The 276-nt window shown below is 40.6% G+C and carries 1 pseudogene; it reads right to left on the reverse strand.

Annotated features, from left to right (window positions below):
* Positions 1 to 127, reverse strand: a pseudogene (locus tag R7Q48_RS29030) (DUF2796 domain-containing protein); the annotation flags it as partial.
* Between the last annotated feature and the right edge of the window lie 149 nt (positions 128 to 276).

The following is a 276-nucleotide window of genomic DNA, read 5'->3' on the forward strand; positions in this document are numbered from 1 at the left end:
CGTCTTGGGCAATATTAAATTCAACATGACCATGAACGTGCGCACTGTGTTGGCGGTATTCTTCTGCTGTTGCGACTGTCGATAGAGACAAACCGATAACGATCGCTAAAACCTGTTTAGATGGCATTTTACTTTCCTAATTTTGCTGATAAATCCGAGATCTGGTTGATTTCAGATTAGTACTCATTTGACGTTCTGTTATTGAAACGCGTCTATACACGTTGGAAATAACGTAATTGGGTTGTGTTTGAGTGTTTACGCAAAATAAGGCGGTGC

Source organism: Vibrio sp. 378 (assembly GCF_033339435.1).